Below are 23,102 nucleotides of genomic sequence, written 5' to 3'. Positions count from 1 at the left end.
CAGTCGCTCGCCACCACACCTCACTTCGGGCAAGATGAATACATGGCATCACCTACTTCCGCCCTTGGTCGGGTTCGCACCTTTGAAGCGCTGGATGAGAAAACTACGCAGCGGCTGCATCGCGCCCTAGCGGAGTCCAGCGACACTACGGTCTTCGTCAATGGCACGGCACTGCAGCTACCCAAGGACGCCCATGACGCGTTACTTGAGGTGCTCAATCGATTCGCGGCAGGCGAGTCCGTCAGCATCGGGACAACCGAATTATTGCTCAACACCTCGCAGGCCGCGCAGATGGCTGGGATCTCGAATTCCTACCTGCGCAAGCTGGCCGATTCGGGCATTATTCCGGTGGAGTATCGCGGAACGCACCGACGCATCCGACCTAGCGACGTTCAAGCCTGGCTGGATCAGCGCCCGGCAGCGGGGTCCGAAAACAAGGAATAGCACCAAATACAAGGCGCCGGTTCTTGTCATCTGGTAAATTTCCTGCTGGAATACCAAAGTAGCCTAATAGAAAACTTTGCTCGCATGCCACCGCATGCACAATTGTTCTTCCCGTTACCCACGGGCAGATGCCGGTCGAGGAGGACCATGTCAACGCACCAGCCAGTCGACGCACTGCGCACGACGCACGAAACGCTTTTCTCCGATAGAGCTGCCGGGATCAAGCAGTCCGCGGTACGCGACGTCTTCGAGCTGTCGTTGGATCCTTCGCTGGTTTCGCTGGCCGGCGGCAACCCTTACCTCCAGGTCCTGCCACTTGAAAAGATTGGCGAGATCTCCAAGCGGATCATCACCGAACAGGGCCATGTCGCATTGCAGTACGGCTCGGGACTGGGTACTCCAGAATTGCGGTCGCAGATTCTCGAAGTCATGGCAGCCGAGGGAATTACCAACGTTTCGGTAGAAGACGTTGTCATTACCAACGGTTCGCAGTCGGCGCAGGACATGGCCTGCAAGGTATTCTGCAACCCCGGCGACACGGTACTGTGCGAAGACCCTACCTACGTGGGCGCGCTGAACACCTTCGAGGCCTATCAGGTGAAGGCAGCCCCGGTGCTCACCGACGAAAACGGTTTGGTTCCGGACGCGCTACGGACAAAGATCCAAGAATTGCGTGCGGCCGGCGAAAAGATCAAATTCCTCTACACCATTCCGAACTTCAACAACCCTTCTGGCATCACGCTGGCCGCCGAGAGGCGCCCAGAAATCGTGGACATCTGCCGCGAAGAAGGCGTGCTGATCCTCGAAGACAATCCTTACGGGATGCTGCGCTACGAAGGCGAAGCCGCCCCGACCCTGCGCAGCCTAGACGAGCAGAACGTCATCTATATGGGCTCCTTCTCCAAGATCCTCTCCCCTGGGTTGCGCATCGGCTGGGCCGCGGTACCAACTCACCTGTTCCGCCGTTTCTACCTGGCTGGCGAGGCGGTGGCGCTGTGCCCGCCAACGCTCAATCAGATGATCATCAGCGCCTACCTCGAAGAGCATGACTGGCGCGGGCAAATCCAGACCTACAACGAGCTCTACCGTTCGCGACGCGATGCAATGCTCGAAGCCTTGACCGAATATCTTCCGGCAGAGATCACCCATACGCACCCCGAGGGCGGATTCTTTATCTGGCTGACCCTTCCGGCCGGAATCGATACCTATGAGCTGTTGCAGGAAGGCGTGAAAGCCGGTGTGATCTTCATTCCCGGTGCCGCATTTAGCTCCTCGGAATCGGCGCATCACAAGCTGCGCCTGGCCTTTTGCGCGGTGGATGAACAGACGATCACCGAGGGTGTGCGTCGTTTGTCGGCGCTGCTGGAAACCGAGATTTCGAAGCTGCAGAAGTAGCTGGATCCGCCGGGCGCTAGGCGCTGGCGATGTCCAGCAAGGCCTGCTCCGTGGGGCTCAGCGAGTGGCTGTGTACCCATATCGCACGAAATTCACGGAGCAGGCTCGGCCCGTCGAAGGGGATCTCAACTAGATTCCCAAGCCTCAGCTGACTCTCGACGGCGAGCTGGCTCAGTACCGCCGGACCCATGCCCGCGGCCACGCACTGGCAGATCGTTGAGTTGCTGTTGAACTCAGCGATCGGTTCGGGGCGTTCAACGTGGGCGATATAGTCCAAAAACGCCCTTGTGCCAGAACCGTCCTCGCGTTCGATCAGCGGCGTGCTCTGCAGCTCATGGAGACCGAGCGGCGTTGTGCGTTGTGCCCATGGGTGCGATGGGGCGGTAACCACCACCATCTCATCGCTCCATACCTTGTGATAGCGCAGAGACCGCGGAACTTCAGGTGTCTCGACGAAGCCGAAGTTCATTTCGCCGTTTTGAACCGCCGAGATTACATCTTGCGAGTTCATGATCCGCATCCGCGGCTTGACCTTCGAAAACCTCCGATGCAGCGTGCCGATCCACGTTGGTGCGAGGTATTCGGCCACGGTCATGCTGGCGCCGAATGCGAGCTCGGATTCTCCCGGCGTGGCGAGCGTGCGTGCCCCGGCAGCCAGGTTTTCCAGCGAAATGAGCACCTCCCGAGCCCACTGCACCGTGAGCACGCCCTCGGCTGTCAACGTTGAGCCGGTAGTCTTCCGGATGACCAGCGGATAGCCCAAGCGACGCTCGAGGGTTTTCAGCGCCCGCGTGGCGTTAGGCTGCGCAATCCCGGTAGCCCGCGCCCCGGCGCTGAGGCTGCCATGGTCCGCGATGCCTACCAGCAAGGTCAGCGATGAGACCTGGATCCATTGGGCGATATCCTGCATGACATTCGAATGCTGATCCATATCATGATCATATGCCCGTGATAGCGAATCAAGGAATACCGGCCGCAAGGCTCGCGTGAGAAGTTGAATATATGCCACAGAACAGTCAGGCCCCGGGAATGAATGAGCAGCACAGTCCCGCAAACTCCTCCCCCCATCCACCGACGGTAGGCAAACTCCGGATGGTGCTCCCCGGTCTCGCGGCCTGCCTGGCCACCGGCTTACTGTGCATATTCGCCAGTCAATTCCTCAACGGGCTCAGCGCGCTCTTGCTGGCGATCATCCTCGGCGCAGTGTGGCGCAATGTCGCACCGGTCCCGCAGGTGCTGGATCCGGGCATAGCCATCGCTTCGAAACAACTCCTGCGAATGGGTATCGTGCTGCTGGGTCTGCAGCTTTCGATTGGGACGATCCTCGGCTTGGGCCCCGGAGTTCTGCTGGTAGTTTTCCTCTCCGTCTCCGTCACCTTTGCGCTGACGTTGTGGATTGGCGGCAAGATGGGCATGGATCTACCGCAACGCCTACTGATCGCCACCGGATTTTCGATTTGCGGCGCGGCTGCGGTGGCGGCGGCCGAAAACGTGACACGGGCCAAGCAGGCTCAAGTGGCCACCGCAATCGGTTTGGTCGTGCTTTTCGGAACGCTGATGATTCCTGCCATGCCATTGCTCGGAGCCCTGCTAGGCCTGGACGATCGCAGCACCGGAATGCTAATCGGCGCTTCAACGCATGAGGTTGCCCAGGTTGTAGCCGCCGGCGGTTCGGTGAGCGCCGCGGCCCTGGCGGTGGCAGTGACCGTGAAGCTCGCACGCGTAGCCCTGCTGGCCCCGATCATCGCCGGGCTCGGTATCTACATGCGCCGCAAGCACTCGGTAGAAGGCGGCAAGAATCCTCCGCTCGTGCCACTTTTTGTCCTGGGATTCATCGCTGCCATGCTGTTGCGCACCACCGGCCTGCTCCCAGATTCCGCCCTCTCGATTGCGCAGAGCGTACAGACGTTGCTGCTTGCGGCCGCGATGTTTGCGCTCGGCCTTGGTGTGCACCTCCGCAGCATCGTGAAATCCGGTGGCCAAGCGTTGCTCCTGGGCTTGCTCGGCACGCTGATCATCGTATGCGTCGCTGCTGGTGGAACCATGCTCTACCCGCCCGCATAGGCCCGAGGTCCAGACATCTGCCCCGAACAGGTCACGGGCCCCGCTTCCAGCGCGGCCAACGGTGTCCTTGCCGAGAATACTTGCGGGCGGATGACGCCGATGATCTTGACCGGCGAGGCTAGTCCACCCGGCCTCCGAAGTCGCCTGCGATATCCTTCGCCGTGCGAAATAAGGCCGGGAGCATGGTTTCGGAAATCGTCGACGCATCGGCGCGGCCCGACTGTACCGACACGTTCAGCGCTCCGAGCAGTTGGTTTCCACGGCGCACCGGCACCGCCAACCCGCGCAGCCCTTCGTCAAGCTCCTGGTTGACCAGCGACCAGCCCTGCTCCGCTACTCGTTCCAGTTCCGCGCGCAACTCCTCCAGGCTGCCCACCGTATGCTCGGTGTAGCTGCGCAGTTCAATGCCCTGCAAGAAATCTTCGCGTTCTCCGGCGGTCAGGTTCGCGATCAGCACGCGACCCATCGAGGTGACCCAGGCCGGGAGCCGGTTGCCAATCGAGACGTTCATCTGATGCAGGCGCGGAGCCGAAACCCGCTCCACGTACAAGATGTCTTGGCCTTCGAGGACACATAGGGAAGTGGTTTCATCCAGCTCGCGAGCCAATCGCTGCAGGTGTGAAATCGCTGCACGCGGCAAGGTGAGACCCGAAAGGTACGAAGCGCCCACATCCAGCACTCGTGGAGTCTGCTGGTAGGTGTTCCCAACGACCGCGAGGTATCCCAGGTCAACGAGGGTGAGCAAGAACCTGCGGGCAGAGGCACGCGTCTGATCGGTAGCCGCTGCCACCTGCGAGACCGTCAGGGCCGAGTTTTCGCCTTTGAACGCAAGAAGCACCGCCAAGGTCTTCTCCGCCGACTTAACGTAATAGTCAGGCTGCTCCGCCACGATAGGGGTCCCCATTTTCACTCAGTTATCTTGCCGCTCACATGCCTAATGCCGGTCGAAACGATTGTGCTCGAATTGCGCTGCGAGGCGAACCGGGGCGTTAGGAGCCCCATAGCCATCGTAGCCGTCACGGCGTTCCAGCACCTCAAAGAACATGTTGCCTACCGTGGCGGTGTAGAAATGCAGGAATTCTCCGTGCTCATCCCTGTCGTACAGCAGGTTCAGCTCCTTCAGCGTGGCCAGCGACCGCTCATCAATGCTGAATCGGGCGGCCAGGTCCTCATAGTAGTTGGCCGGAACTTGCAGGAATTCCATGCCGGCCCGCTGTGCCCGGCGCGCCAAGGCCACCACATCATCGGTATGCAAGGCAACGTGCTCGGGGTATTCGTGATGGCTTTCGATCGCCGCTTCGAGCCCCTTGGGCACAATATTCAGGGCAAGCCGCACGCAGCCATCCTCTGTGCGCAGCACCTGGGAACGGACCAGGCCCATGGGGCTTGGCACCTCGGTTCCAGGCCTTGCCTGCAAATTCAGCACGCTGGTATAGAACAGCACCGACTCGTCAAAAGCCTGCCACGGCTGGGCGAGGTTTATATGGTCGATCCCGGTGATGCCCCCGCGCTGCGCTTCCTCGGGTGCCTGGCGGTGCGCGCCGAATTCGGTTTCCCACAGGCTTGTCCCGGCAACCGATCCGAAGAACACTTCGGTGGCATCCGGGGCCCTGAATCCCGCAAGTTCCTGCTCGTCCCTGGTGTGGTGCCGCAGCACCGGTTTGGCCAGCAAGTCGGTTGCGCGCGCACGCCCGGCGACCGGGTCCGGAACCTGCACGCCGAGGCCGGAGACGGTTGCGGTCACCCCGCGGCTGCGTTGCGAGTTGACGATAATCCGTGCGTTTCCGGCGCACCAGAGCTGCACCGGTTTGCGCCGATGCTGGCCGAGGAACGAGAATCCCAGTTGGGCGAGCATTCCGGCGATCAGCTCTGGGTCTTCGGTGCGGATCTCGGCGAAGTCGAACCCGAGGGCTTGCTGGGCTCCGGGCAGTGCATCAAGTTCCAGCGGGTAGTCCTGCGCGTCGCTTCCGAGCAGGGCTGCCGTGCGAGCCTGCAGCCAGATCAACGAACGCAGCCCGTCTACGGCGGTCAGCTCGACATTCGATTGCCTGAATACATCATTGAAAATTTCGAGCGAAACAATTCCGGAGTACCCCGAACGCACCAGGTGGCCCAGGAACGCATCCAGCTCGAAGCCGCCCTCACCGGGGAACACCCGGTAGTGGCGGGACCAGGACAAGATATCCATGGTCAGGACCGGGGCGTCCGCAAGCTGGACGAAGAAGATCTTCTCCCCCGGAATCCGGGCGATCTGCGCCGGATCATCCCCGCGGGAAAGTATATGGAAACTATCGATGCACAGCCCCACATTCTCGCGGTCCACCAGCTTCACGATCTCCCACGAGTGCTGGTAGGTGTCCACATATTTGCCCCAGGCCAGCGCCTCGTAGGCGATGCGCACCCCGTAGCGGGCGGCAACATCCGCCAATCGGCGAATCTGCTCGGCGAACAGCTTGTCATCATCGATGGTCGCGGTTCCCACGTTCGAGCAGAGCAGCATGAGATCCATGCCCAACCGTTGCATGAGCTGGAATTTCGCTTCGGCGCGGCGCAGATTTGCCAGCAGTATTTCTTCTTCTACGCCTTCGAAGTCGCGGAAGGGCTGGAACAGGTCCAGCGTCAGCCCCAAACGGTGGGCAAGTGCCTTGACTTCCTCAGGCGACATGGGGCTGACGGTGAGGTCTTGCTCGAAGATTTCGATTCCGTCAAAACCTGCCTTGGCGCAGGCGAGCATCTTTTCTTCCAGCGTGCCCGAGAGGCACACCGTGGCGATTGAGGTGCGCATTAGAGTCCTGCTTCCAGCATCTCTAGCAGATGGGCGCGCATCCGTGCCGCATCGGGGGTCAGCCCGGTGATAATGCCGAAGGCATCCACCGCTTGGCCGACCGCCATATTTCCGCCGTCCATCACCCTGCAGCCAAGGTCGCGGGCCGCGGTGATCAGTTCGGTATCCACGGGGCGATACACGCAGTCGGCAACCCACTGCCGGGAGTGGAGCCCGGAAATATCAAGGGGAAGCCCAGGGTGGTGATGCATTCCAATGGGGCTCGCGTTGAGCAGCCCATCGACCTTCGCCAGCAGCGCCGGCGCTTCTTCGGGGCTGGCCGGAGTAATGCTGGCATTCGGGAAGTGGAGGGCCAGTTCCTTGGCTCGCTCGCTAGCCCGGGAGATATCCGGATCGACCAGGAACAGTTCCTTGACTCCGGCGTCGAGCAGCGCAAAGGCGACGGCCGCGCCGGCTCCTCCCGCACCGAGTTGCAGCACCTTGCCCAGGGCTGCTCCGGGAAGCCCGGTAGCCATTGCCCAACCGAATCCGGAGGCATCGGTATTGTAGCCATGGAATTTACCGTCTTTGATGAGCACCGTGTTGACCGCGCCGATGGCCTTGGCATTGTCGCTGATCTCGTCCAGGTGCTCGATCACCAATTGCTTGCAGGGATGGGTGATGTTGAAGGCGTTAAATCCCAACTCGGCACCGGCCTTCAATAACTTCCCCACATCTTCGCCGGGGCGGTCAAGAACCGTGAGATCGATGGGGCGATAGAGGTACCGCAGCGAATGCGCATCTGCTTCCCGCTCGTGCATGGGCGGGGTCAGCGACGGCACCACGCCATCGCCTATGAGTCCAACTAGATATGACTGCGTAAGAGTGCTCACCGTATTACCCAACTTTCCGTCATGCTTGACGCAGGTATTGCCTCAGCTGTGATTTGCATCTACTCTATATCAACGTACACATTCCGTACAACTGTACGTATAGCGCACACTGTTTATGTTTTCAGCGTTCGTCACTCAGCAAACAAAGGAGTTTTCCGATGCCATCCACACGTGAACCGTCGGCGTCCGAGGTGCCCGGCACCGGGAAACGCACCCCCGTCAAGGCGGCTGTTGCCAGTTTCATGGGAAGCGCAGTTGAATACTACGACTTCTTCATCTTCGGCTCCGCCGCGGCACTGATCTTTCCGCACATCTTCTTCCCCGACGCGGATGCCAATGCCTCGGTGATGTCGCTGGCCACCTTCGGCTTCGCCTACGTTGCCCGGCCCATTGGCGCGGTCGTCCTCGGCCACTTCGGGGACCGCATCGGGCGCCAGAAGGTGCTGATGTTCACGCTGGTGCTCATGGGCGCCTCGACCTTCGCGATCGGCTGCCTGCCAACCTTCGACCAGGTCGGTTGGCTCTCCCCGATCCTGCTGGTCCTCGCCCGGCTTTGCCAGGGCCTCTCCGCGGCCGGCGAGCAGGCCGGCGCCTCCTCGATGACCTTGGAGCACGCACCGGATCGCCGACGCAGCTTCTTCACCTCCTGGACCCTGACCGGCACCCAGGGCGGCCAGATCCTCGCGGCCTTGATCTTCATTCCCGTGGTGGCGCTGCCCGATGACATCAAGTACGGCATCGGCTGGCGCATCCCGTTCTGGCTCTCGGCCGTTGTGGTGCTGGTGACCTTCTTCATCCGCCGCTCGCTGCACGAGACCCCGGAATTCGAAGAAGCCAAGAAGAGCAATAACATCGCCAAGCTGCCGCTGGCGGTACTGCTGAAGTTCCACTGGAAAGACGTCTTGCGCGTGGTGCTGTGCGCCTTCATCGCCGCGGTATCCACCGTGTACGGGACCCTGGCCATCTCCTACGGCAAGAACATCGGCAATATCGATGCCTCGATCACGCTGTGGCTGGTGGTTGCCGGCAATATCGGCGCGCTGCTCACCCAGCCGCTGTTCGGCATGCTGGCCGATGCCATTGGCCGCAAGCCGGTGTTCATCTACGGTGCGCTCGCCTCGGCGGCAGCCATGCCGTTCTACCTGCGCAGCATGGAAACCGACAACACGGTGCTGCAGTTCGTGCTGTCCCTGGTGGTCTTCTCCTGCGCCTACTCCGCGGCCAACGCGGTCTGGCCAAGCTTCTATGCCGAGATGTTCTCCTCCAAGGTGCGCTTCTCCGGCCTGGCCATCGGCACCCAGCTCGGCTTCCTCATGGCCGGCTTCGCACCGTCCATCGTGGCGGCCATGGGCGGCCTGGAACCTGGCGGCTGGGTCAAGATCAGCCTCTTCACCGCGGGAATCGCGCTCATCGCGGCGATCTCGGCGCTGACCGCCAAGGAAACCTACCGGGTGCCAACCGCGCAGCTGGGTACCACTGCCGAGCTCGTGCGAAAGTAGCACTCGCCAGGCAGCAAGTAAGCGAGGCTCGGCTCCCCGGAGAACGGGAGCAAGGCCTCGCTTTTTGCTGTGTTCAGCCACAAATCAGAACACTTCGGATTCGCCGCCGCAGCGGTGCGTCCCGACCGCGTAATGGGCCAGCCACCGTTTCGGCACGGTCGCCGGCGGTACTCATCGGGCGCTCCACCCGCCGTCCATGGCATAGGAGGCGCCGGTGACCATCCCCGCCTCATCCTGGGCCAGCCAGGACACCAAGGATGCCACTTCCTCCGGCTCCACCAGCCGCTTGACCGCCGCTTCGGTGAGCATGATCTTCTCCACGACCTCGGTCGGGGCGATGCCATGGAGCTGCGCCTGATCTCGGATCTGCTTCTCCACCAGGGCGGTGCGCACGTAGCCGGGGTTGACGCAGTTGCTCGTCACCCCATGCTCCGCCCCCTCCAACGCGGTGACCTTGGACAGTCCCTCCAACCCGTGCTTGGCCGACACATAGGCGCTCTTGAACGAACTGGCTCGAATGCCGTGCACGCTGGAGACGTTGATGATGCGCCCGAACCCGCGCGCATACATGCCGGGCAATGCCGCACGGATGAGCAGGAATGGGGATTCGAGCATCAGCCGGTGTATGAGCCGCCAGGCCTCGGGATCAAATTCGTGGATCGGCGCAACACGTTGCACCCCGGCATTATTGACCAGAATGTCGGTATCCAGGCTGAGTTCTTCCAGCGCCTTGGTATCGGCCAGATCCACCGCCCAGGCCTTGCCGCCCAGCTCGTCTGCCGCCGCGCTGGCTGCCTGCTCGTTCAGATCCGCGACGGTGACTGCTGCACCTTGGGCGCTCAGCCTTCTGGCACAGGCCAGCCCGATCCCCGAAGCACCCCCGGTGACCAACGCGGTACGTCCGGACAATGCACCGCCAACCGGCCCGTGCTGTGTCTTTATTTCGGCCATGTGGCTCAACCCTCCGCAGTCGGTTGCGCGTCGATTGATAGCAACGCACGGACAATAAATTCGCCTTTTCTTCAATCACCTCATCGAGGACCTCGGGGATGCGAAACATGTACCCCCGGACACGCCCCTCAACGTTTTTCATGCACTGGCCACGGAACACTTCGGGAGAACCGAATTCAACCCGCCGCATGGCCTGACTCCGAGCAGGACACTGCGTGGCTCGCGAAGACTAGTTGACGATCTCGGGCGGGGCGATGTCCTCGCCCGGCACGGTCTCCAGCAGTTCCGGGATCCAATTCTCGCCCTCCCTGGCCAAGGACACCCGGTACATGTTCTGCACCAATCCATGATCCGAGGCGCGCACGGTGGTTTCGCCCTGGGGTCCTTCGAAGCTCCAGCCTTCCAAGGCGGTGACCATCTGCTCCACGTCGTTGCCGCCTTCGCCCACGGCCCGGGCAATCATCTGCCCTGCCACAAATCCATCCGGGGAGAACTGGCCAGCTACTTTGCCCGCTTCCGCAACAGAGGAGATCATCTCTTGTTCAACGTCGGTGCCTGCAGCGCCCGGGAAGTAGTGGCTGAAGAAGGAGATCTTCTCACCCGCGCCGCCGAAGGCACCAAAGGTTGTTACCTCGCCCAGCCCGGTGACGATGGGAGCAATGTCGAACGCTCCTTGCCGGTCCAACGCCTGCCACATGGAACCGGAGGAGGCTCCGGCCCAGGCCGCGTAGATGAGGTCGGGCTTTGCATCCACCAGCTGCCGGGCGAAGGGTGCGAATTCGGTGACGTCTTCGGGCACGAGAATGTTGCTGACATTGGCGCCTTGCATCCCTAGGACCGCTTCCGCCGCTGCGAGATGTTCCTGCCCGAACGCGTTGTCCTGGGTGAAAACGGCGATCTTCTTGCCGTTCACATCATCAAGGAAGGTGCCGGCGGTGGCCGCGTCCTGCATGTACTGGCGTCCAGAGCGGAAGGTGTATTTGTTGGCGCCGCTGATGGCATCCGTCGCGGCCAAGCCGGAAATGTAGAGCACCTTGTCCTGGGCCGCCAGGCCGGCAAGCTTCAGCGCGATCTCCGAGGAGGCCGCTCCGGCCAGGACCTTGTAGTCCTTGCCGACCAGCTCGCCGGCTACCGCGGCGGCCTGGTCCGCCTCGCCGCCGTCGTCGTGGTAGGTGATGTTCAGTTCGAAGTCCCCCACCCTGCCCGTACCATCGGTGGCGTAATCGAGTCCCGCCTGCAAGCCTTCGAGGTAGGCATCTCCCTCGGCAGCAAGCGGGCCGGTCTTGGAGTAGATGATCCCAATGTTCACCGAGTCTTCGGCTGCCCCGGGCCCAGCAGCGCCGTTGCTCCCGGGTTCCGCGGTGGGCGCGCAGGCAGTCAAGGCCATTACTGCGCCGAGGGACAGCGCAGTCAAAACCTTGCCGGTTCGATTCACGAATGATGCCTTTCCTCGTGGGGCTTCCCTTGTTGCAGCTGGCCCCGAAGTCAGATTGTGCGGTGCACGTTTGCACAAAACCCGAACCGCGATTCTGGTTACACCCCCAAACTATGGCGACCTGTCGCAGGAGTCAACGGATCTGAGGCACGGAAACCATAAAAGGGTGTGCGCTTTTGCAAAGCCATCGTGCGCGGCGGCACCCGGTGCTGCCAGTGATTTCAGGTCCTAGGAATCGACCAGCCCGCGCCCCACGATCAGCTGCATAATTTCGTTCGTGCCTTCCAGGATCTGATGCACGCGCAGATCACGGACGATCTTTTCCAGCCCGTACTCGCTGAGGTAGCCATAACCGCCATGCAATTGGATCGCGGCATTGGCCGCGTTGAACCCGGCATCGGTAGCCACCTTCTTCGCCATCGCGCACAGCCGCAGCGCGTCGGAGGTCTGCGCGTCCAAGGCTGCCGCCGCCCGGCGCAGCAGCGTGCGCGCCGCTTCCAATTCCATATCCATGTCGGCCAGCTTGAAGACCAGGGCCTCTTGGCGCGTGAGCGGACCGCCAAAGGCCTCACGCTCCTTGAGGTAGGCCACGGATTTCTCCAGGGCCAGCTGGCCGCCGCCGATCGAGCAGGCACCGATATTCAGCCGGCCACCATTGAGCCCGCGCATCGCAATGGTGAAGCCATCTCCTTCGGCACCCAACAAGTTCTCGACGGGGATCCGCACGTCTTGCATGATGACCTGACGGGTAGGCTGCGCATTCCAGCCCATCTTCTTCTCCTTGGCCCCGAAGGACAGCCCCGGCGCGTCGGCGGGCAGCAAGAAGGCGCTGATCCCCCGCCCGCCGGTATCGGCCGTGCGGGCCATCACCAGATAGAGCGCTGACGAACCCGCACCGGAGATGAACTGCTTGACCCCGTTGAGCACGTATTCATCGCCATCCCGGACCGCACTGGTAGTCAGCGCCGCAGCGTCCGATCCGGTCCCGGGTTCGGTCAGGCAATAGGATCCCAGGTCCTGCATCGCCACCATGCCCGGCAGCCACTGGGCTCGTTGCACCTCGGTGCCGAAGCTGTCGATCATCCACACCACCATATTGTGGATGGAGATATAGGCCGCAATGGTGGGGCAAGCCTTGGACAGTTCTTCAAAGATCAGCACCGCGTCGCTGCGGCTCAGCCCGGAACCGCCATAGGCTTCGCTGACGTAGATGCCACCCATCCCCAATTCGCCGGCTTCGGCAAGCACATCGACGGGGAAATGCTGCTTCTCGTCCCACTCCAGGGCATGCGGAGCGATTTTCTCCGCAGCAAATTCGCGCACCGCCTCCACCAGCTCGCGTTGCTCCTCATTTAGTTCAAACATCGCTAACCCCTATCTGACCACCGCTACTTGTGACTCACACTACAGCCATGGCGAAGGATTTTGGATGGCAGCAGCGGGAAATTACCCCGAGATTCACTCTCGTAATGCGAGGTATGGCCACCGCGTCAAGAAAACCTTTCGCGCCGCTCTCGGCAGTCCCGGGGAACACCCAATCGTCACAGTGCGCGGTTCCGTTTCGGTTCTCGGCCATACTTGGACTTATGGATTCCGCCTCTACTGACCCGAATAAGCAGCCGGTGACGCCGCGACGTGCCGCAAGCGTCCTGATGATTCGCGAGGGAAACGAAGGCTTGGAAGTGTTCATCCAACACCGGGTTTCCACCATGGACTTCGCCGCCGGCATGGTTGTCTATCCCGGTGGTCGGGTCGATGCTCAAGATCTGGCCGAGGCGCAATCGGGGAATATCGCGCAAGCGCTGGCCATCGAGCACGCACGGCTTTGGGAGGATTCCTCCATCTGGGAAGACGGCGAAGAGCAGGCCATCCTCGATGCGGCAACCCTGCTGGCCGCCGCCCGCCGCGAGATCTTCGAAGAGACCGGCGCGCGTTTGGACGTGAGCCAGCTGCGTCCGTGGGCGAACTGGATCACGCCGCCGGATAATCCCAAACGCTTCGACACCTTTTTCTACGTGGCCCAGGTGCAGCCTGGACAAGCACCCATGCACCAGACCACCGAGGCCTCAAACTCCGAATGGGTCCAGCCCGCCAAGCTGTTCTCCGCCTACGAGCGCGGCGAGGTGGGCTTGATGACCCCCACCCGCACAACCCTGCGCAACCTTGCGGCGTTTGAAACCGTTGAAGCCGCCATGAGCTCGCAAGCGCCCATCGTCACGGTCCGGCCCCAGCGCATGCCACCGGCCGCGGATTCCAAGAAGGAACGCACAAGCTAGCCGCGCCTGGCCCGGTACCCCTTGGCTGGCGCAGTACCGTTGCCCGAACCCCTGGCGACGGGGCAGGAGTTCGGGCTCCACAAACTCCCGCGGGAGTTCTCACACTCCGTTATTGACTACCGCATTCCTTGCAGGCACATGTGCCTGCTCGTCGAGGCCCCGGAGCGCACGAACCACCGCTCCGGGGACCCTTGGCCATTCGAAGGATCCTTGGCAATCCCTAGAATGGGTACTGCCTATCGGTGCTCTGCACTCCGACCCAATGGTCGGTGGTGAATTCCTCGATAGCCCACTCACCGTTAAAGCGGCCCAATCCGGAGTTCTTCTCCCCACCGAACATCACATGTGGTTCATCATTCACGGTGATGTCATTGATGTGGGTCATTCCCGCCTTGATCCCGCGGGCAAAGCGCACACCCTTCTCAATATCGGTGGTGAATACCGCGCTGGATAATCCGAATTCGGTGTCATTTGCCAGTTCGAGCGCATGCGCCTCATCTTCGGCCCTAGTGATGCCAACCACCGGGCCGAAGATCTCCTCACGGAACAGTTCCATCTCACTGGTGACATCGGCGAAAACATGCGGCGGCACCACTCTGCCTACGACCTCGCCGGAGAGCACCTCGCGGGCTCCCTCGTTTCGAGCCTGCGCGATCTTTCCCTGCACGCTTGCCAGCTGCGCGTCGTTAATAATTGGGCCCACCACATTTGCGGGCTCCGCCGCATCACCGTACTTGATGGTGGCTGCATGGGCGGCGAACTGCTCGACGAACTGGTCATAGACCGGGGCTTGAACGATAATTCGGTTGATTGCCATGCAGATCTGCCCCTGATGCAGGAACTTGCCCATGGCAGCGGCGCGGACCGCTTGTTCGAGGTTGGCGTCGGCGAGCACCACAAATGGTGCGTTGCCGCCAAGTTCCAGCGCGACCCGCTTCATATGCTTGCCCGAAACGGCGAGCTTGCCGACGTTTTTCCCCACCGGGGTGGACCCAGTGAAGGAAATCAACGAAGGAACGCTGTGCGCCACAAAGTGGTCCCCAATTTCGGTGCCTGAACCAACAACCACGCTGAACACGCCCCGCGGGATCCCGGCTGCTTCGAAGGCCTTGGCCAGCACCAGCGCGCCAACCAGCGGTGTGTCGCTGGCCGGCTTGAGCACCACCGAGTTGCCTAGCGCCAGGGCAGGGGCCACCGAGCGCTGGGAAAGCAGCATCGGGAAGTTCCACGGGCTAATCACGCCCACTACGCCCACCGGTTCGCGGTAAACACGGTTTTCCTTACCCGCACTGTTCGACGGCAGGATCTGGCCGTGCACCCGAGTCGGGAAGGTGGCGGCCTCACGCGTTGCGGAGATCGTGCCAGATACCTCCACGTTGGCCTTGAGCACCGATGAACCGGATTCGGCCACTAGCAGCGCAACCAGGTCATCGTAGTTGGCTTGCAGATAGTCCGCAGCCTTGGTGAGGACCGCAGCACGTTTGGCCGGAATGAGCGCGGCCCAATCGCGTTGGGCCTGAGCTGCGCTCGAATAAGCCTCGTCTACATCCTCGGTGGAAGCCTGGCGGATTTCTGCCAGCACCGCGTCGTCGAACGGGTTGCGGGTGACCAGAACGGAAGAACTGCGCCCATCGCGCCATTGCCCGGCGATGAATAGTTGCGCCGGAAGCTGGTCAAGGAAATTTGGTCGGCTGGATACTGCCTGGTTGGTCATGGATCTTCCTTCCCACAGTGCGGCGCTTCGCGCCACAGCGAATCGAGCTCTTCGCACTCATTGTTCGTGGGATGTCCGCCGCGATCAAGGAACTAATCGAACAGCTGAATTTGCCTCGGCAGGAGGCTTATTTATCGTCAAAGATTTCTCGTGCGGCCAGCACCTTGGCCGCGTGCGCCTCGGACCAGATGCGAATGGCATCCATGGGTTAGAGCGGACTACGGCCCAAATTCGTCAGCTCATAGTCCGCTCTGGCCTGCATTTGAGATCCAAAGCAATGGTGCTCTGTCGCCACCGATTCCCAAAATTCCCCAAGCCGCAAATTGAAGGGCTTCTGACTTTTTGGATCGCTCTAACCACGCCCTCTGGGCCGGTTCAGCCGAGTCAAGTTAATTCACAGACACGAGCGGGTTCGACCAACAGGTGTTGTTAGTCGCTGACCCGCCAGAGAAACTCGGGCCGGTACCCGGATTTGAATGCGGCCCGTCCAACTGCCAGATCATCATGCCCTTGGAATTCTTGCCAGGCTGCATTCCAGGTTCGTTCCCGATCAGGACCCGCTGGTTGATCAATGAGTTTTTTAATATTCACGATCGAGAATTGGGAGCGCTTGGCAACAGTTCCAAGTCGCGCTTCTACAGTCTCAGCAAATGCCGATGCAGGGATAAGTTCAGTCACTAACCCCCAGCGCTCGGCCAGCTCCGGAGTTACTTCGTTGGCCGTAAACAGTAAGTACTTGGCACGGTCGGCCCCGACTCTTCTCACCAACCGTTCGACTCCGGCACGCGGATACAAGATCCCAAGCTTAGAAGGAGTTATTGCAATACGAGCATTGGAGGAGGCAAGAACCATGTCGCAAGCACTGGCGATCTGCCACCCACCTCCCATGCAGATGCCTTCCACCACTGCAATCGTTGGCTTGCGCACAGTTCCAATGGCTTCATCGGCACGGCTCAGGTAATCCACGGTCCCCTCATTGGCTGAAGCAGAAAAGAGAACCTGTTCCAGATCTTGCAATGCGGCGCCAGCTGAAAAATCAGAGCCGCTGCCCTTCAACGCGATGACGACAACTTCCGGGTCGCGGTCCAGCGCACTCATCGCATCTGCAATTCCAATGCACATGCTTTGGGTCAATGCGTTTCGTTTCCTCGGGTTAGCAATCGAAACCGTCGCTATCCCATTAGACTTATTCAACTCGATCGAACCGACCGCGTGTGCGGATTCTTGCTGACCAGTCATCAGAGTGTCTCCCCAATAGTTGCAAGCGGGGTTGCCTCTGTCGCCGGGCAGAGAGCATTTAGTACCTCTTCAGCACCTAGTCCAATCCCGATCACTCCTTGGGCATGTAATTCGGCAATTTCGCCGGGATCCATCCCGAGTTCTTGTAGGATACCTACAGAATGCTGCCCGAATGACGGTGCTGCATTCCGAATGCACAGGGTTTTGCCGTCGATGCTCATGGGGCTCCGGATCAGTTCAATTTCCGACCCGTCTTTCCGAGGCACACACTGAACCATGCCCAAAGCACCTGCTTGTTCGGAACGAATCGCTTGGCGATAATCGTTGATTGGACCGCTGGGAATACCTGATTCACGGAACATTTCAATCCAGTAATTGGCTTTTTTACGGCAAAGCGTCGCCTTGATTAGTTCGTCGAGTTCCACCCGGTGCCGAGACCGGGCTTCGCCAGTTGCGAAACGCGGATCCGATAGCCACTCCTTTGTCCCCAGAATCGTTGTGAAACGGCTCCAATGCTTAGGGGTCGACACCGCAACGATTATTGGTTCACTTGCCGTGTCATACGCTCCATAGGGCGCAATCGAGGGGTGACTATTGCCCTGGGCTTCAGGGGCCTCGTCCAAGGTCAGAGCTTGTTGCCCTTGGAATACAGATAGCCCCAGTGCTGATTCCAGCAACGAAGTGGACACGCGCGAAGACTGGATTCCGCGAGACTTGCCCAACAAGGCTGTCACAACGGCGAAAGCACCATTCATTCCCGAGGTAATATCGACAATTGGCAACCCGACTCTATACCCCGATCCTCCTTGCGGTCCGGTGACTGAAGTAATTCCGGAGGCCCCCTGTATTACTTGGTCGAGCCCCGGCAAATCACGCAACGGTCCCTCTGATCCGTATGCATTAATCGATACTAGGAGCAGATCGGGATTTAGTGATTCCAGTTCGTTCTCGGAAAATCCCATTTTAGACAGGGTTCCGAATTTGAAATTCTCCACCAATACGTCGGCCTCGCGAATGAGCCGCGAAAGGATCTCGCGCCCCTTATCAGAGTAGAAATCGATGGTTAGAGAGCGTTTGCTCCTGTTGATCGATTCGTAGTACAAGCTTCGACCATCAGCATCAAACGGAGGCCAGTTCCTAGAAGGATCACCGGATCCGAGGCTTTCAACCTTGATCACCTCAGCACCAAAGTCTGCGAGCATCGCCGTGCAGTAAGGTCCAGCAAGAGCCCTGCTCAAGTCAACGATTTTAATGCCTTCCAAAGGTAGCATCATTAGTCCTTTCTAAATCTAAAACATAGTTGGAGCTACCAGCGCTCCGACTAGGGCAAGAGGCCCAACGACGACCATTGAGAGGCCCCAGCGAGTCAATAATTTGTTCATGCGAGGCCGTTCGTCTTCGTCGACTGTTGCAACTAGAGTCGCCCCTACGGTAGAAAACGGCGATACATCCACGATGGACGAGCAGACACCCAACGCTGCGATAACCGCCCAACCGGCAAGGCCACCGTTGGAAACCAGAGGAATGGCAAGAGGAACTAGCGCAGCTAGCATGCCGGTTGTCGAAGCGAAGGCTGAGATCAAGCCACCGATAATGCAGATACACAATGCTGCGACAAGGGGTGTTCCGATTTGACTGGCTGCCGCACCCAAGAGATCCACCGCACCCATGTTTTGCAGGACACCTACGAAGGTAATAATTCCGCCCACCAGAAGCACAGTTGACCAGTCGATTTTTCCAACCGCGCTTTTCCCAGTGATCGGGTCGACCAGTGTCATCACACTTGCAAAAACGAAGCAAAGAATACCGATGTCCGGATCTCGACCAGCAACGGCCAACGACACGACGCTGACAATTAGTCCGGCCATGCACACGATCGTTATTCGCTGAGTCCCCGTGAATAATGAGACGGCGCTTGCAGCCGCTACTCCGCCCTGTTCCTCCCGCTCCATAATTTTGTGGGTCGTAAACTGGGAGCGGGCTATGTACCCTTCACTTTCGTAAGGATGATTGGGAAGCTGCCCGGTCTTTGAAAACTGCGCTCGATCCTCGAGTGCTAGCGCTGCTCCTTTGTCAGCATGGACGAGCTTGAGCCCACCAAACATGAGGAATGCAGCACAGAGCAATACCAGATTCGCGACCAATGCCACGGCGAAAAGTACCAGCGGATTCAAATCGATATCGACCGCATGCGCGGTTCCATAAGTGACGATGCCGAACAAGCTCGTTGGAGCGAAGCCACCGGCACTGAGTCCGCAGCCGATTGCCAGGCCCATAAGCATCCGGTCAATTCCATACTTTTTCGCCAGCGGCATCCCGACAGGAGTCATTACCAATCCGGCCAAGGGCGAACCCATGGCGGAAATTCCGGCCGTAATCGCGAAGAACACAAATGGGAGAATCGCAGACCTGTCCCCAACCCGCGCCACCGCCCGGTCGATAATCTTGTCCACGGTTCCGTTGGCTTGGGCAATTGCAAAAAAGTACGTCACTCCCACTAAGAGGACCAAGATGGAAACGGGGAACCCGTCAACGACCTCACTAAGCTTCATATCAGCAAGCCAGATGCCTACTCCTGCGGCTGCCGCAAACATGATCACGCCAAGGTGAACTTTGCGCAGCGTCGCCAAGGTAAAGATTCCACAAAAGATCGCTAGTGCAATGATTTGGGCCTCCATGGCGCACCTCCTTCAACCATAATCGCTCGGTTCACTAAGTGAACCGATGGTTCATTATTAAGATCATGTGTAGCGTAGCTCACAGGGAGCTTGCTGGTCAATGGGTCGATAGACTGGTGCCATGAGTACACAAAGCGTCGCCAACGCGATTCGAATAATCGAATGCGTTTCTTCAAGCCAGCCAGTCGGTCTATCCGATCTAGCTAGGGAATTAGGCCTCTCCAAGGCGACCGCATTGCGCTCCTTGTCAACACTGAAGGAATTGGGGTGGCTGGAGCAAAGCCCCCCGCCCGCTTCGCAATGGTCACTGACCTTCCACGCGTACGCGGTCGCAGCTCGCACGGGAATCCGTGGCAGCATTCGCGACCTGTCGATCAATCACCTAAATGAACTGCAAACCGCTACGTCCGAAACAATTCACCTCTGTATACCGGACGCCAGAAATATGATCGTCGTCGAGAGATTGGATTCCTCGCATACCTTGCGCGCGTTCTTGGCCCTGGGCACAGCACTACCCATGCACGCTTCAGGGACGGGCCTCGCCTACCTAGCGGCAGCATCCCGCGACGTGGTCGACAACTATCTTTCACAACCACTTGAGGCGAGAACTTCAAGTACCCTGACCGAGAGTCACGAAGTATTGACAGAGTTGACTAGAATTCAAGAACGCGGGTTCTCGATCAACGTGGAAGGCCGCAGTGACGGCATCACTTCCCTCGGCGCAGCAGTCGTCGATGCCGCTGGCCACCCCGTAGCAAGCATCTCCGTTTCGGGGCCGACGAGCAGAATTACCGAAGACAAATTCACCCCGTATGGAAAAATCCTCGTGACAGCCGCTCAAGCCATCAGCCACGCTCTATCCGGACTCCGACAGCACTAGAGCCTTCCAGCTACAGTCGGTCGTCAAAGATTTCTCGGGCGGCCAGCACCTTGGCCGCGTGCGCCTCGGACCAGATGCGGATGGCATCCATGGGTTCAAGCAGGCTGGAACCCAGATCGGTCAATTCATAGTCCACCCGGACCGGCACCTGCGCCGTGACGGTGCGAGCCACCAGGCCATCGCGCTCCAGGGTGCGCAGCGTGCTGGTCAGCACCTTGGGCGTCACCGCACCGATCCGCTGGCGTAACGCGGAGAAACGTAGCGGCCCGCTGGCTAAGTTAAGCATCACTAAAGGGGTCCATTTATCCCCCAAACGTTGCATAATTTCACGTGAGGGACAGTCTTGCGCAAGCACGTTGTAGGTGAGGGCGCTATCCATTTGGTAACCAAGTTCCTTTGAAGTAGTCGGTATCTAAAGGATACTATAAACACGAAGAACACAACTACGAGAGGACCATCATGAAGATTGCAGTCTACGGAGCCACCGGAATGGTCGGCAGCCAGATCACCTCTGAAGCATTGAGCCGCGGCCACGAGGTCACCGCCGTCAGCAGCAGCGGCAAAACCGTCGAAGGCACCAGTGCGGTCACCGCCAAGCTCGACGATACCGCCGCCTACCGCGATCTGGGAAAGAACCACGACGTCGTCGTGATCTCCGTGCCGCCATCGCGCACCGGTGGCGACCACCAGGAATACCTTGACGCCTTCGAGGAGATCACCGAAACCCTCGTCCCGGCACGTCTGATCGTTGTCGGCGGCGCCGGCGCTACCGAAGTCGACGGAGTCCGCCTCTACGACACCCCCGGATTCCCCGAAGAATACAAGGCCGAAGCCCTCAGCAGTGGCGCCGTGTATGACATGTTGACCTCGGTCTCCGGGATTACCTGGACCATGGCCGCACCTGCCCCGGTGATCGCACCGGGCACCCGCACCGGCAACTACACCCTCGGCACCAACTCCCCTGCCGGCGACTTCGTTTCCACCCAGGACTTCGCCGTAGCGATCCTCGACGAAATCGACACCCCGGTGCACGACAACCGCCGCTTCACCGTCGCCAGCGAAAAGTAAAACGCCAGCCGCCCGGCCAGCCAAGGCCGAAGGCTCGGCTCTCGCTTCCTCTGGCAGGGAAACGATCTGACCTTTCGGCCTTGGTTGACTAAGGTTGAGTACGTCATCGCTCACTTATTCAAAGGTCACTCACCGTTCATGCAACGAACACAGCGCGCCACCCGCCTGCTCACCGGAGCATTAGCTCTCCCGCTGGCCGGAGCCCTCATCGCAGGCTGCTCCACCACCTCCGATCCCTCGGCCACGGAGGATCTGAAGCCCGTCGCCGGCGGGACGCTGGTTTACGCATCGGGTGATGCCGAGCCGAACTGCTTGGACCCGCATGTGGGCGGAAACTATCCGCAGGCGCTGGTTGCCTCGCAGTTCATGGAATCGCTGTTCAGCAAGGACGCCAAGGGCGAAATCATCCCGTGGCTGGCCGAAAAGTCCGAGGTCTCCGAGGATGGGTTGACGCGCACCATCACGCTGCGTGAGGGGATCAGCTTCCACGACGGCACCCCGCTCACCGCCGAAGCCATCAAGGCAAATATCGAGCACCTGCAGGATCCGAATACGGCTTCCTCCACCGGTTATCTTGCCGTCGGCAAGGTCACCGAAATCACGATCGTCGACGAGTTGACCGCGCAGCTGGAACTCTCCGCCCCGGATAACGCGCTGCTCGAGTCGCTGTCCATGCCGTGGACGGCAATCCAGTCCCCCGAGGGGCTCAAGCGCGACCAGGCGGCGAACTGCGCCGCCCCGGCAGGCACCGGCCCCTTCAAGGTTGAGTCCTGGGACCGCCAGCAGGCCGTCAATCTGGTTCGCTACGAAGACTATGCCGCGCCGGCAGCTGACCCCGAGCGTGCCGGCTCCACCGCGCATCTGGACGGCATTACCTGGCGCTTCATCCCGGAGGCAGCCAGCCGCTATGCAGCTCTGCAGTCCGGCGAGGTCGACGTGATCGACAATCCGCAGCCTGACACCATCGCCACCGCCGCCGATAGCGGGCTGGGCCACCTCGCGGCGCCGCGTCCGGGTGCCTCGAACCGGGTGGAGCTCAACAGCTCCAAGGCGCCTTTTGACGACGCCGCGGTGCGCGAGGCGTTCATCCGTTCCCTCGACGTGAACACCGGAATCGACGCGCTGTACTTCAATACCGCCGAGCGCAGCTACTCGCTGCTTTCAAGCGTTGAGCCGCTGGGTATTTCGGCCGAAGAAAAATTCGGCACCGATGTTGAGCGGGCCAACCAGCTCCTCGACGAGGCAGGCTGGACCGAACGCGACGCACAGGGCTACCGGCTCAAGGACGGCAAGCGCCTGAGCCTGAGCTTCCCGGTATCCACGAACCAGTCGGTTCCGGCCGAGCAGTCGCTCTTCGAGCAGATGCAGGCGGCCGCCAAGAATGTTGGCATCGAGGTTAAGATCGACTTGCTCGACCTCTCCAGCTGGTACGGCGCTCTGGCCAAACACGAGTACGACCTCGTTTCGGCGCCGTATACCAAGGTCGGTCCGAGCGTGCTGCGCATCTTGTTCCATTCGGATTCCACCGTCCCGGCGCCGAGCGGCTACTTTGCAAACAACGCGCAGATCAAAAACCCGCAGCTGGACAGGTTGCTGGTGGAAGCCGAGCAGACCAACGACGAAGCCAAACGTGCAGAACTCTACGAACGGGCGCAGCAGATCGTCTTGGACGGCTACTACGTGCTCCCGCTCTACGATCAGCAGAACCACTTCCTGTTTTCGAAGAACGTGCACGGCATGGGTGAAACCACCGCGGTCTCCTCACCGACCTACTTCAACGTGTTCCTGAACAAGTAGCCAAC

General features: G+C 60.2%; 20 protein-coding genes. 8 read left to right on the top strand and 12 right to left on the bottom strand.

From position 1 onward, the window contains the following. The first annotated feature begins 42 nt into the window (after positions 1–42). Positions 43–444, top strand: a complete 402-nt coding sequence (locus ACT3UQ_RS08470) for a helix-turn-helix domain-containing protein (RefSeq protein ID WP_105552838.1) — start codon at positions 43–45, stop codon at positions 442–444. A 147-nt stretch (positions 445–591) separates the two neighbouring features. Next, on the top strand, positions 592–1,839 hold the full coding sequence (locus ACT3UQ_RS08465; protein ID WP_444636923.1) for an aminotransferase-like domain-containing protein: 1,248 nt from the start codon (positions 592–594) through the stop codon (positions 1,837–1,839). Between the two features lie 16 nt (positions 1,840–1,855). Here the strand turns inward: ACT3UQ_RS08465 and ACT3UQ_RS08460 are convergent, their stop codons facing one another. Beyond that, a complete protein-coding gene (locus tag ACT3UQ_RS08460) occupies positions 1,856–2,770 on the bottom strand; it encodes a LysR family transcriptional regulator (protein WP_105552836.1) in 915 nt (304 codons plus the stop codon). Between the two features lie 71 nt (positions 2,771–2,841). Here ACT3UQ_RS08460 and ACT3UQ_RS08455 point away from each other — a divergent pair, with 71 nt between their 5' ends. Beyond that, complete coding sequence (locus ACT3UQ_RS08455) at positions 2,842–3,903, top strand: YeiH family protein (protein ID WP_444636922.1); 1,062 nt, start codon at positions 2,842–2,844, stop codon at positions 3,901–3,903. A gap of 118 nt (positions 3,904–4,021) precedes the next feature. Here ACT3UQ_RS08455 and ACT3UQ_RS08450 read toward each other — a convergent pair whose 3' ends face one another. Genes ACT3UQ_RS08450 through ACT3UQ_RS08440 form a run of 3 tightly spaced genes read right to left on the bottom strand, consistent with a single transcriptional unit; the run spans position 4,022 to position 7,560 of the window. After that, positions 4,022–4,792 (bottom strand): IclR family transcriptional regulator domain-containing protein, encoded by a 771-nt coding sequence (locus ACT3UQ_RS08450; RefSeq protein ID WP_105552986.1) that lies wholly within the window; start codon positions 4,790–4,792, stop codon positions 4,022–4,024. Between the two features lie 45 nt (positions 4,793–4,837). Then, positions 4,838–6,688: a bifunctional sugar phosphate isomerase/epimerase/4-hydroxyphenylpyruvate dioxygenase family protein gene (locus ACT3UQ_RS08445; protein ID WP_444636921.1), complete on the bottom strand. Its 1,851-nt coding sequence runs from the start codon at positions 6,686–6,688 to the stop codon at positions 4,838–4,840. Beyond that, positions 6,688–7,560, bottom strand: coding sequence for a shikimate dehydrogenase (locus tag ACT3UQ_RS08440; protein WP_444636920.1), 873 nt, complete (start codon positions 7,558–7,560; stop codon positions 6,688–6,690). Before ACT3UQ_RS08440 ends, ACT3UQ_RS08445 begins: the two co-directional genes overlap by 1 nt. Positions 7,561–7,718: 158 nt before the next feature. Here ACT3UQ_RS08440 and ACT3UQ_RS08435 point away from each other — a divergent pair, with 158 nt between their 5' ends. Next, positions 7,719–9,059 (top strand): MFS transporter, encoded by a 1,341-nt coding sequence (locus ACT3UQ_RS08435; protein WP_105552832.1) that lies wholly within the window; start codon positions 7,719–7,721, stop codon positions 9,057–9,059. 171 nt (positions 9,060–9,230) lie between these two features. Here the strand turns inward: ACT3UQ_RS08435 and ACT3UQ_RS08430 are convergent, their stop codons facing one another. From ACT3UQ_RS08430 to ACT3UQ_RS08420, 3 genes are all read right to left on the bottom strand, one after another. Continuing rightward, positions 9,231–10,010, bottom strand: coding sequence for a 3-hydroxybutyrate dehydrogenase (locus ACT3UQ_RS08430; protein WP_444636919.1), 780 nt, complete (start codon positions 10,008–10,010; stop codon positions 9,231–9,233). A gap of 229 nt (positions 10,011–10,239) precedes the next feature. Next, the gene (locus tag ACT3UQ_RS08425) at positions 10,240–11,445 is read right to left on the bottom strand and encodes a substrate-binding domain-containing protein (RefSeq protein WP_444636918.1); all 1,206 of its coding nucleotides are present in this window, start codon (positions 11,443–11,445) and stop codon (positions 10,240–10,242) included. A 228-nt stretch (positions 11,446–11,673) separates the two neighbouring features. Beyond that, positions 11,674–12,810, bottom strand: a complete 1,137-nt coding sequence (locus tag ACT3UQ_RS08420) for an acyl-CoA dehydrogenase family protein (RefSeq protein ID WP_105649755.1) — start codon at positions 12,808–12,810, stop codon at positions 11,674–11,676. A gap of 221 nt (positions 12,811–13,031) precedes the next feature. Here ACT3UQ_RS08420 and ACT3UQ_RS08415 point away from each other — a divergent pair, with 221 nt between their 5' ends. Then, positions 13,032–13,721: an NUDIX hydrolase gene (locus tag ACT3UQ_RS08415; protein ID WP_444636917.1), complete on the top strand. Its 690-nt coding sequence runs from the start codon at positions 13,032–13,034 to the stop codon at positions 13,719–13,721. Between the two features lie 220 nt (positions 13,722–13,941). Here the strand turns inward: ACT3UQ_RS08415 and ACT3UQ_RS08410 are convergent, their stop codons facing one another. From ACT3UQ_RS08410 to ACT3UQ_RS08395, 4 genes are all read right to left on the bottom strand, one after another. Further along, positions 13,942–15,435, bottom strand: a complete 1,494-nt coding sequence (locus ACT3UQ_RS08410; RefSeq protein WP_444636916.1) for an aldehyde dehydrogenase family protein — start codon at positions 15,433–15,435, stop codon at positions 13,942–13,944. Between the two features lie 429 nt (positions 15,436–15,864). After that, positions 15,865–16,674, bottom strand: coding sequence for an enoyl-CoA hydratase/isomerase family protein (locus tag ACT3UQ_RS08405; RefSeq protein WP_444636915.1), 810 nt, complete (start codon positions 16,672–16,674; stop codon positions 15,865–15,867). Then, entirely contained in the window at positions 16,674–17,948 is a 1,275-nt protein-coding gene (locus tag ACT3UQ_RS08400) for a CaiB/BaiF CoA transferase family protein (protein ID WP_444636914.1), read from the bottom strand. The genes ACT3UQ_RS08405 and ACT3UQ_RS08400 overlap by 1 nt, the downstream gene beginning before the upstream one ends. A gap of 15 nt (positions 17,949–17,963) precedes the next feature. After that, a complete protein-coding gene (locus ACT3UQ_RS08395) occupies positions 17,964–19,352 on the bottom strand; it encodes an SLC13 family permease (RefSeq protein ID WP_444636913.1) in 1,389 nt (462 codons plus the stop codon). Positions 19,353–19,473: 121 nt separating this feature from the next. On the opposite strand from ACT3UQ_RS08395, the gene ACT3UQ_RS08390 reads away from it, so the two are divergent. Then, positions 19,474–20,232 (top strand): IclR family transcriptional regulator, encoded by a 759-nt coding sequence (locus ACT3UQ_RS08390; protein ID WP_444636912.1) that lies wholly within the window; start codon positions 19,474–19,476, stop codon positions 20,230–20,232. Positions 20,233–20,242: 10 nt separating this feature from the next. Here the strand turns inward: ACT3UQ_RS08390 and ACT3UQ_RS08385 are convergent, their stop codons facing one another. Beyond that, positions 20,243–20,554, bottom strand: a complete 312-nt coding sequence (locus tag ACT3UQ_RS08385) for a winged helix-turn-helix transcriptional regulator (protein WP_308727279.1) — start codon at positions 20,552–20,554, stop codon at positions 20,243–20,245. A 137-nt stretch (positions 20,555–20,691) separates the two neighbouring features. On the opposite strand from ACT3UQ_RS08385, the gene ACT3UQ_RS08380 reads away from it, so the two are divergent. Continuing rightward, the gene (locus ACT3UQ_RS08380) at positions 20,692–21,300 is read left to right on the top strand and encodes an NAD(P)-dependent oxidoreductase (RefSeq protein WP_105552826.1); all 609 of its coding nucleotides are present in this window, start codon (positions 20,692–20,694) and stop codon (positions 21,298–21,300) included. Between the two features lie 138 nt (positions 21,301–21,438). Beyond that, the gene (locus ACT3UQ_RS08375; protein ID WP_444636911.1) at positions 21,439–23,097 is read left to right on the top strand and encodes an ABC transporter substrate-binding protein; all 1,659 of its coding nucleotides are present in this window, start codon (positions 21,439–21,441) and stop codon (positions 23,095–23,097) included. Positions 23,098–23,102: the final 5 nt, after the last annotated feature.

Origin of the sequence: Glutamicibacter sp. AOP12-B1-11 (assembly GCF_052379245.1) — a bacterium.
Lineage (GTDB): Bacteria > Actinomycetota > Actinomycetes > Actinomycetales > Micrococcaceae > Glutamicibacter.
This window is presented reverse-complemented; position numbering and strand designations above follow the sequence as displayed.